At 66.1% G+C, this 8,644-nt stretch carries 9 protein-coding genes; 2 read left to right on the top strand and 7 right to left on the bottom strand.

Going from position 1 to position 8,644, the window contains the following annotated elements:
• Positions 1–50 precede the first annotated feature (50 nt).
• The 3 genes from ACAW63_RS16545 to ACAW63_RS16535 are packed head-to-tail and all read right to left on the bottom strand — an operon-like array spanning position 51 to position 1,994.
• Positions 51–1,037 carry a TauD/TfdA family dioxygenase gene (locus tag ACAW63_RS16545; RefSeq protein ID WP_371226889.1) on the bottom strand — a complete coding sequence of 329 codons (987 nt, stop codon included), beginning with the start codon at positions 1,035–1,037 and terminating at the stop codon, positions 51–53.
• Between the two features lie 21 nt (positions 1,038–1,058).
• A complete protein-coding gene (locus ACAW63_RS16540; RefSeq protein WP_371226887.1) occupies positions 1,059–1,781 on the bottom strand; it encodes a thioesterase II family protein in 723 nt (240 codons plus the stop codon).
• A 3-nt stretch (positions 1,782–1,784) separates the two neighbouring features.
• Positions 1,785–1,994: an MbtH family protein gene (locus tag ACAW63_RS16535; protein ID WP_371226885.1), complete on the bottom strand. Its 210-nt coding sequence runs from the start codon at positions 1,992–1,994 to the stop codon at positions 1,785–1,787.
• 346 nt (positions 1,995–2,340) lie between these two features.
• Here ACAW63_RS16535 and ACAW63_RS16530 point away from each other — a divergent pair, with 346 nt between their 5' ends.
• Positions 2,341–2,877: an RNA polymerase factor sigma-70 gene (locus tag ACAW63_RS16530; RefSeq protein ID WP_371226883.1), complete on the top strand. Its 537-nt coding sequence runs from the start codon at positions 2,341–2,343 to the stop codon at positions 2,875–2,877.
• Between the two features lie 139 nt (positions 2,878–3,016).
• On the opposite strand, the gene codA is transcribed toward ACAW63_RS16530, so the two are convergent.
• The 4 genes from codA to ACAW63_RS16510 all read right to left on the bottom strand — a co-directional run bounded on the left by codA (position 3,017) and on the right by ACAW63_RS16510 (position 7,278).
• The gene (gene codA / locus ACAW63_RS16525) at positions 3,017–4,258 is read right to left on the bottom strand and encodes a cytosine deaminase (protein WP_371226881.1); all 1,242 of its coding nucleotides are present in this window, start codon (positions 4,256–4,258) and stop codon (positions 3,017–3,019) included.
• A gap of 21 nt (positions 4,259–4,279) precedes the next feature.
• Positions 4,280–5,491 carry a PucR family transcriptional regulator gene (locus ACAW63_RS16520; RefSeq protein ID WP_371226879.1) on the bottom strand — a complete coding sequence of 404 codons (1,212 nt, stop codon included), beginning with the start codon at positions 5,489–5,491 and terminating at the stop codon, positions 4,280–4,282.
• The gene (gene codB / locus ACAW63_RS16515) at positions 5,488–6,747 is read right to left on the bottom strand and encodes a cytosine permease (protein WP_371226877.1); all 1,260 of its coding nucleotides are present in this window, start codon (positions 6,745–6,747) and stop codon (positions 5,488–5,490) included. Before codB ends, ACAW63_RS16520 begins: the two co-directional genes overlap by 4 nt.
• 288 nt (positions 6,748–7,035) lie before the next feature.
• Positions 7,036–7,278, bottom strand: a complete 243-nt coding sequence (locus tag ACAW63_RS16510; RefSeq protein WP_371226875.1) for a DUF2790 domain-containing protein — start codon at positions 7,276–7,278, stop codon at positions 7,036–7,038.
• A gap of 261 nt (positions 7,279–7,539) precedes the next feature.
• On the opposite strand from ACAW63_RS16510, the gene ACAW63_RS16505 reads away from it, so the two are divergent.
• Positions 7,540–8,502 carry a GlxA family transcriptional regulator gene (locus ACAW63_RS16505; protein WP_371226873.1) on the top strand — a complete coding sequence of 321 codons (963 nt, stop codon included), beginning with the start codon at positions 7,540–7,542 and terminating at the stop codon, positions 8,500–8,502.
• The last annotated feature ends 142 nt before the right edge of the window (positions 8,503–8,644 follow it).

The following is an 8,644-nucleotide window of genomic DNA, read 5'->3' as shown; positions in this document are numbered from 1 at the left end:
CGCCGATCAGTCCCCTCTCCGTCTGGGAGAGGGAGTTATCCGTGCGGGCTTCAACGCTCGGCGTCAGCCCCATGCCCCTCAGCCATCGCGACCACGACTTTTCGCGGCCCGCTGAACGGCGAGCGCGCGTGGGCGGCGAGCATGTTGTCGAGCATCAGGACGTCGCCGCTGTACCAGGGGAAGCTCACCTTGGCCTCCTCCAGCACGCCGCGGATTTCGTCGAGCACCGAGGGTTCGATGGGGCTGCCGTCGCCGTAGTAGACGTTGCGCGGCAGGTCTTCCTCGTCGACGATTTCCAGCAGGCTCTCGCGCACGTCCGGCGGCAGGTTGGAGACGTGGAACAGGTGCGCCTGGTTGAACCACACCCAGTCGCGGGTGCGCGGGTGGCGGGCCACCGCCTGGCAGACCTGGCGGGTGCGCAGTTCGCCGTCCTCCTTCCACTCCCAGGCGATCCGGCGGGCCTTGCAGTAGACCTCGACCACCGCCGGGTCATCGCTGTTGAACACCTGCTGCCAGGCCACGTCCAGGCCGTTGCCGAAGTTGCGCGTGTACATCAGCCCGCGTTCGCTGAAGCGGCGGCGGATGCCCTCGTCCACCCGGCGGTAGATCTCGCGGCTGTCGGCGATGGGCGTCTCGCCGCCGCTCTGCGCGGCCTGCACGCAGTAGAACCAGATCTTCATCGGCCATTCGCGGGTGTAGGCCTGCTCGTTATGCAGCGGGATGTGCTGGTGCGGCGGGTACTCGGTGGAGGTGTACACGCCGCTGGTGACGTTGCTGCGCGGCGTCGAACCGAACTCGTAGTTGAGCAGCGGATGACCGAAGCCGGCGGCGAACTCGCGGAAGCGCTCCGGCGCGCCGACCTGGAAGCCACGGAAGAGGATGCCGGCGCAAACCGGCAGGCGTTCAGCCGCCAGCGGGCGCAGGTCGGTCAGGGCGTCGAGCAGGTCGATGCCGTCGCCGCGAGCCTGTACCAGCAGCGGCAGGCCGCCACGGGCCTGGGCCAAAGGAGCAACGTCGAACAGGGTGGAACTGGACATCGGGGTTCTCCGCAAGGTCGCTCAGGCCAGCGCCGCGCTGGTCGCCTGGCCCGGTTGCTGCAGGCGGGCACGCAGCAGTTCGAGCAGGCGCGCCTCGCTGGAATTGAGGAAGAAGTGGCCGCCGTCGAGCATCTCCAGGGAGAAGCCGGCGCAGGTCTCGTCCTGCCAGGCGGACAGCGACTCCACCGAAAGCCGGTCGGCCTTGCCGCCGAACACGTGGATCGGACAGGACAGCGGCGGGCGGCGGCGGTAGTCGTAGAGGCCGCAGAGAAGGAAGTCGGCGCGCATCACCGGCAGGGTCAGGGCGAGCATTTCCGCATCGGCGAAGACCGCCTCGGCGGTGCCGCCCAGGCGGCGCATACGCTCGATCAGCTGTTCGTCGCTCTGCTCCTGCGCCAGCTCGCGGTGGCTGTCGCGGCGCGACGGCGCGGAGGCCGCCGAGGCGAACAGCGCCTGCGGCATCGGCAGACCGCGCTCGCGCAGGGCATGGACCAGCTCGAAGGCCAGCAGGCCGCCGAGGCTGTGGCCAAAGATGGCGTAGGGCTGATCCAGGCGCGCGGCGATTTCGTCGGCCAACTGGCCGGCCAGCACGCGCAGGTCGGTCTGCAGGTTTTCGGCGAAACGCCGGCCACGGCCGGGCAGCTCCACCGGACAGACCTCGATCCAGGCCGGCAACTGGCGCTTCCAGCGTGTGTAGAGCATGGCGCTGGCGCCGGAATACGGCAGGCAGAACAGGCGCAGCATGGGTTACTGCCCCTCGGCCATCTTCTGCCGCAGGCTGAGCGGGCGCATGTCGGTCCAGTTGGCCTCGACGAAGGCCAGGCAGTCGGCCTTGCTCCCCTGCTTGCCGGCATCGCGCCAGCCGGCGGGGACTTCCTTGTAGCCCGGCCACAGCGAGTACTGCTCTTCACCGTTGACCAGCACCTTGTAAACCGCATCTTCGCGATCGAACGCCATCGCTCTTCTCCTTCAGCTGTAGGGGATGCCGGCCACCGGCCATTACCGATTTTTTCCGGCTCTGCCATGAAGACGAAGGAGGCAGGGAAATAGTTAGCTATCGCATATGCGATTAATTCTCATAGGATATGCGCCGGCGCAAAATGCCTGATCTGTTCCGGGCACCCGGGAAGAACTCTCAAGGAAGGATAGGAATGAAAAATCTTCGAACCGCTGTGGGAACCCTATTCCAGAGCGATTGCCGAAGTCTCTCGAATTAATTGATAATAATTATCATTTGATCTAGATTGACCGCCTCAACCCATGTGGACGTCCCCGCCTCCGCCGCCGCATAGGAACACCTTGCATGTCCAAGCCAATGCCCGCCGAGTCGCGCCCCGCTCTCCATGAGCTGTTCGCCACCCACCGGCAGACCTTCATCAATGCGGCCGCACGCATCCTCGGCTGCCGCAGCCATGCCGAAGACGTGGTGCACGATGCGTACATCAAGCTCAACGCCACCGACCTGACCTCCGGCATCCAGTCGCAGAGCGGCTACCTGATGCGCGTGGTACGCAACCTGGCCATCGATCTCTACCGGCGCCAGGCGCTGGAGAAGCGCTATTCGGGGAGCGAGGAGGAAGGCATGCACGTCGCGACGCCGGCTGCCTCGCCGGAGACCGAGCATGAGGGTCGGCAGACGCTCGAAGCCATTTCCAACGCCCTGCTCGCCTTGCCCGAGCGCACGCGCTATGCCTTCGAGATGTACCGCCTGCACGGTCGCTCGCAGAAGGAGATCGCCGAGGAACTGGGGGTTTCCCCGACGCTGGTGAACTTCATGGTGCGCGACGCGCTGGTGCACTGCCGCAAGACCCTCAAGGGCCTGGAAGAAGGTCGCTGCTGAGGGGATCGCAGCCTTGGGTCAGGGCGCGAAAGATCGCTCCGGTGTAGTGCTCGCCAGTCGCCAGAACATGGCAATGAACGCCGAAGGGCTGCAGCAGCCGGGTTGAAGGCAATCTGCTGCAGCCCCCGTGAAACGTCCGTCAGCCTTCGACCAGCTCCACCTGCTCCGGCTCGCGCTTCATCAGCACGCGGCCATTGCGGATCGAATACAGCGCCTTGGTCTGCTGGCGCACCGCCTCGTAATCGCTGTCCACGCCGAGCACCAGCAGATTGGCCGGGCGGCCGGCGGCGATGCCGTAGCGCGCGCCCAGGTTCAGCGCACGGGCGCTGTTGTCGGTGACCAGGTCCAGCGCGCGCTGCAGGTCCTCGAAGCCCATCATGTGACAGATGTGCAGGCCGGCATCCAGCACGCGCAGGATGTTGCCGTTGCCCAGCGGGTACCACGGGTCCTTGATCGAGTCCTGGCCGAAGCAGACGTTCATTCCGGCACGGTCGATCTCGGCCACTCGGGTCACGCCACGGCGTTTCGGGAAGGTGTCGAAGCGCCCCTGCAGATGGATGCTCTCGGTCGGGCAGGAAACGAAGTTGATGCCCGAGCGCTTGAGCAGACGGAACAGCTTGGAGCAGTAGGCGTTGTCGTAGGAGCCCATGGCCGTGGTGTGGCTGGCCGTGACGCGGCCGCCCATGCCGCGCACGCGGGCCTCTTCGGCGAGCACTTCGAGGAAGCGCGAGTTCGGATCGTCGGTCTCGTCGCAGTGCACGTCCACCAGGCAGCCGGTGCGCTCGGCCAGGTCCATCAGGAACTTGATCGAGCTGACGCCCTGCTCGCGGGTGTTCTCGAAGTGCGGGATACCGCCGACCACGTCCGCGCCCAGGCGGACCGCCTCTTCCATCAGCTCGCGGCCACCCTCGTAGGACTCGATGCCCTCCTGCGGGAAGGCGACGATCTGCAGGTCGACCAGGTGCCTGGCCTCTTCCTTCACTTCCAGCATCGCCTTGAGCGCGGCCAGGGTCGGATCGGTCACATCCACATGGGTGCGCACGTGCTGGATGCCATGGGCGGCCAGCATGCGGATGGTGGTGTGGGCGCGGGACTTGGTGTCCTCATGAGTGATGGTTTCCTTGCGCTGGGCCCAGCGCTCGATGCCCTCGAACAGGGTGCCGCTCATGTTCCACTCCGGCTCGCCGGCGGTCAGGGTGGCGTCGAGGTGGATGTGCGGCTCCACCAGCGGGGCGATGGCCAGGTTGCCACGGGCGTCGATGTCGTCGCCGCTGGCGGCCAGGGTGCCGGCTTGCTGGATGACATCGGCGATGACGTCGCCTTCGCAGCGGATGGTGAACAGGCCGGTCTGCTTGCGCAGCGAGGCGTTGATGATCTTCATGGGCTCTTGGTCCTCTTCAGGCTATTCGTGGCGCGGCGCGCTGGACATGCGCCAGATGAGCAGCGCCACGGAGGTATTCAGGCGGAATTGCGCGTCGTCCAGGGACTGGCCGCTCAGGGCCTCGATGCGCGCGATCCGCTGGTTCAGGGTGTTGCGATGGATGCCCAGGCGCTGCGCGGCCTTGAGCGCGTTGCCGTTCTCCTGGACAAGCGCGTCGAGCGTCTCGATCAGCAGGTGCGGCTGTTTGCGCCCGGGCTCCGAGAGCGGGCCGAGGGTGTCTTTCATGAACTGCTCGATCACCGCCCGATCGGGAATCGCCCGCAGCAGGCGCAGCACGCCCAGCTCACGGTAGTCGCAGAATCCGCTGGGCGCCTGCATGCCTTCGGCAACGTCCAGCGCCTGGCGCGCTTCGAGCAATGCGCGGGGGAATTCCGCGCAGGAATCGGCGCGGGCGGACAGCCCGAGGTACGCACGCAACGGCGCCAGCTCCTGCTGCAGCTCGGCGGCCAGCGTGTGCAGCTCGGCGCGCTCCACGTCAGCCAGCAGGAGGACGAACAGGTCACCCTGGATCACCACCGGCAGGCGCTCGGGGCGCGCCTGCTGCCAGTTCTCCAGATGGTCGAGCAGGCGCTGGCGGGTCAGTTGCAGCGCGCGCTCGGCTTCCTCCGGTTCCTGTTGCTGGAACAGCCTGTCGATGCCGGACAATCGCAGCGCCACCAGCCGGCGCGCAGTTTCCAGCGGCAACTCCAGGTGTTGCGCGCGGCGACGGACGATCTCCAGGCTCGGGAAGTCACCACTGAGCAACTGGCCGAGGATGTCGCGGCGAGAGGTCTTCACCTGGGTCATCTGCACCAGTGCCGTGCCGATCAGGTGAGTGACGATGACCATCTTCAGCGCATAGGGCTGCTCGATCAGCGGCAGGCCTTCCAGCTCGGCTAGCCGTACCACGGAGTCGGGGATGCACTGAATGAACTCGTCACCGGTGAGGATAACGATCCCGGCGATGCCGCTGGCGACGCCTTCGCGCACCAGCTGCAGCAGGTTGGCCTCGTTGCGGCTGTGGTTGATGCCGGTGACGAACACCAGTTCGCCGCCCATCACCCAGTCGGCGATGCCGACGTTTTCCGCCACGTAGGACCAGCGCACGCTGCGATGCACATTGCGCGCGCCGGCCCGCAGCGCGAGGCTTTCCAGCCCCGGCAGGCGGAGGATTTCCTCGACGCTCAGGCTCAAGCGCGCGGCTCGGCCACCGGCGCACGGGCGCGGGTGACTTCGGTGAGGACGATGTAGCAGAGCGCGGAGGCGGCGATGCCCACCAGCGGCGCGATCCACGGCGAGGCATAGGCGAGGCCCGCGCCGACCGCGTAGGACGCGAGGCCGGTGACGTTGAACGCCGGAATGTGCGCGCCCACCAGCGCCGGGTATTCACCGCGGTTGCGGTACCAGTAGTCGGCCATGATCACGCCGCCCAGCGGCGGGATGATCGAGCCCAGCAGCACCAGGAACGGGATCAGCCATTCGTACATGCCGCCGATGGCCAGGATGATGCCGATGCCGGCGGCCAGCAGGGTCATGCTCCGGCGACGCTCGCTGCGCACCAGATGGCAGGCGGCGGCGGAGACGTTGTAGATGGTCGGGCCCTGGATGGTCCACAGGTTCAGGCAGAGCATGATCACCGCGGCAAAGGACAGGCCTTGCAGCACCATCACTTCGACGATGTCGGCGTTCTGGTAGACGATAGCGCACCAGGCACCGGCGACGATCATCAGGCCGTTGCCGATGAGGAAGGCGACCACACTGGCGATCACCGCGATGCGCCCGCTGCGGGCCATGCGGGTCCAGTTGGTGGCCTGGGTCGCGCCGCTGGCGAAGGTGCCGAAGACCATGGTCACGGCGGCGGAGAAGGTCAGGCTCTGGCTCGGCTCCTTCGCCAGCAGGCCGCTCCAGCCGCCGGCCGCACCGGTGGCGATGACCATGGAGGCCACCAGCAGGATGAACATCAGCGGCACCGACACGCGGGACATGATGTCCAGACCCTTGAAGCCGATGATCGCGGTGACCGAGAACAGCAGGCCGAACACCACCATCAGCGGGATGTTCAGCCACTCGGGGAGGCCCAGCATCTTCACCAGCACGATGGCCACGGTGGCGGTGCCCCAGGCGTACCAGCCCAGTTCGGCGAAGCCGAGGAGGAAGTCGGACAGCTTGCTGCCGCGCTCGCCGAAGCAGAAGCGGCCCATCAGCACGGTATTCAGACCGCTGCGCGAGGCGATCAGGCCCAGCGCGGCGGCGTAGATAGCGAGCAGCACGTTGCCGATGAAGGCGACCAAGAGCATGTCGACGAAGTCGAAGGCCATGCCGATCTTGCCGCCGGCGAACATGGTGCCGGTGAAGAAGGTGAAGCTGAACAGGACCATGGCGATGGGCAGCAGGCCTTTGCGCCCTTCCCTGGGCGTCGCGCTCAGGGGGAATTCACTGGGGGAACTCATCAGGTGTCTCCGCGAGGATTGGTGAATGTCTCCCGGCCCAACGCAAATAGCGGGCCGGAAAAGCCAATCAGGAACGACGCGGAAATTTTGAGCATGTGGAACATTGTGAACTGTTCACAATGCACACTTCCGGTGGGTGTAACGGCGTTTCAAGATAGCTCAAATGTGCATTGTGCGGATTTTCGGGGCACGATGCAGCTTTTTCGCACCAAATCTGACGAAACCCTGACTTGCGTTCCTACCGTTCAGCGGACTTCGCCAGGCCGTTTCACCCTCTGCGCGAACGTCTCAAACGTCACTGCACCGTGCGGTCTGGCGAAGGTAGCGCAGAGTATGGACCTGCCCCTGGGAGTCCAGGTAGGTCATGGTCGCCAGGCTGACTTCGCAGCGTTCGTTGGGCTGCTCGATGCGCAGCACCTTCGCCACGTCCAGCGGCATGCCGTACTGATAGACCGGCGCCTCGTCGGCGAATGCAGTGATGGAAAGCAGCGCAGCGGAGACGACGAACAGGAAGGAGAGAGTGGATTTCATGGCAGGAACCTCGGGGATCACGCGGGTCGCGTTGATCGTGGCCCACAGCCATTAAATCTAGTCGAGCCGCCGTTCTGGACACAGTGCGACTTCGGCAAAGAATTCATGCAGATCGCGCAACAATAATGTCTTGTAAGGATGCTGCACGTGCAATTGTGACCCTGGTTGTCGCCTGATTGGCAGTATTCGCACTCCTGATGCGTTTACAGCCAGACCGATCCGCCGCAAGAATGAACGCCATCGATCGGATCGGGAGTCGTCATGAAACGCGTGGCCATGCTGCTGTTCCCCGGTGTGCAGGCGCTGGACGTTTCCGGGCCGCTGGATGTGTTCGCCGAGGCCAACGCCTTCGTGCCGCCCGGACAGGGTTACCGGGTCGTCACCCTCGCCGCGTCCCCCCTGCCCTTGCGCGCCTCCAACGGGCAGCTGCTGGGCGCCGACTTCAACCTCGAACCGGGCTTTGCCGCTACCGACATCCTGCTGGTGCCCGGCGGGCCGAAGCTGCCGGAGGAAATGCCCAGCGCCGAACTGCTCGACTGGCTGCACGCGGCCTGTGCCCAGGCGCCGCGCTACGGTTCGATCTGCACCGGCGCCTTTCTCCTCGGCCATGCCGGGCTGCTGGATGGCAAGCGCGTCACCACCCACTGGAACGACGCGCGGCGCCTTGCGGAGCTGTTCCCGCAGGCGCGGGTGGAACCCGATCGCATCCATGTACGCGATGGCGCGCTGGTGACGTCGGCCGGTGTCACGGCCGGCATCGACCTGGCGCTGGCCCTGGTCGCCGAGGACCACGGTGCGGCGGTTGCCCTGGCCGTCGCCAAACGCCTGCTGGTGGTTGCGCAGCGCCAGGGCGGGCAATCGCAGTTCAGCCCCTTCCTGCAGGCGCCGGCAGATGAAGCGTCGCCCGTGGCGCGCATCCAGCGCCATGTCCAGGAACATCTCGACCGACCGCTGGGCGTGCCGCAACTGGCCGCCGAGGTGGCGATGAGCCCACGCAGCTTTGCCCGCGTCTTCGTTCGCGATGCCGGAGTGACGCCGGCGGAGTTCGTCCAGCGCGCCCGCATCGATGCGGCGCGTGGATTGCTGGAGGGCAGCGACCTGGCGCTGAAGGTGATCGCCTGGCGCTGCGGTTTCGGCAGCGCGGCACAGATGCGGCGGGTGTTCGTGCAGCGCCTGGGAGTGACCCCGACGCAGTTTCGAGAACAGTTTCGCCGCGACGCCTGAACCCGTTTTTGTAGGAGCGAGCTTGCTCGCGAACCGATCCCCCCGCTGCGGACTTGAGGATTCCCCGGACAAGGCCCGCTCCCGCTCTCGTAGGAGCGGATCTTATCCGCGAAGGAATCGATGCCGCGCCATCTATTCCCGG

It is taken from the genome of Pseudomonas sp. QE6 (genome assembly GCF_041379005.1).
Lineage (GTDB): Bacteria > Pseudomonadota > Gammaproteobacteria > Pseudomonadales > Pseudomonadaceae > Pseudomonas.
This window is presented reverse-complemented; position numbering and strand designations above follow the sequence as displayed.

What these genes read in the sequence shown, in the direction of transcription:
- codB (WP_371226877.1), bottom strand. Translation starts at nt 6,747, where the DNA reads ATGAGTTCCCCCAGTGAATTCCCCCTGAGCGCGACGCCCAGGGAAGGG.
- ACAW63_RS16545 (WP_371226889.1), bottom strand. Translation starts at nt 1,037, where the DNA reads ATGTCCAGTTCCACCCTGTTCGACGTTGCTCCTTTGGCCCAGGCCCGT.
- ACAW63_RS16540 (WP_371226887.1), bottom strand. Translation starts at nt 1,781, where the DNA reads ATGCTGCGCCTGTTCTGCCTGCCGTATTCCGGCGCCAGCGCCATGCTC.
- ACAW63_RS16535 (WP_371226885.1), bottom strand. Translation starts at nt 1,994, where the DNA reads ATGGCGTTCGATCGCGAAGATGCGGTTTACAAGGTGCTGGTCAACGGT.
- ACAW63_RS16530 (WP_371226883.1), top strand. Translation starts at nt 2,341, where the DNA reads ATGTCCAAGCCAATGCCCGCCGAGTCGCGCCCCGCTCTCCATGAGCTG.
- codA (WP_371226881.1), bottom strand. Translation starts at nt 4,258, where the DNA reads ATGAAGATCATCAACGCCTCGCTGCGCAAGCAGACCGGCCTGTTCACC.
- ACAW63_RS16510 (WP_371226875.1), bottom strand. Translation starts at nt 7,278, where the DNA reads ATGAAATCCACTCTCTCCTTCCTGTTCGTCGTCTCCGCTGCGCTGCTT.
- ACAW63_RS16505 (WP_371226873.1), top strand. Translation starts at nt 7,540, where the DNA reads ATGAAACGCGTGGCCATGCTGCTGTTCCCCGGTGTGCAGGCGCTGGAC.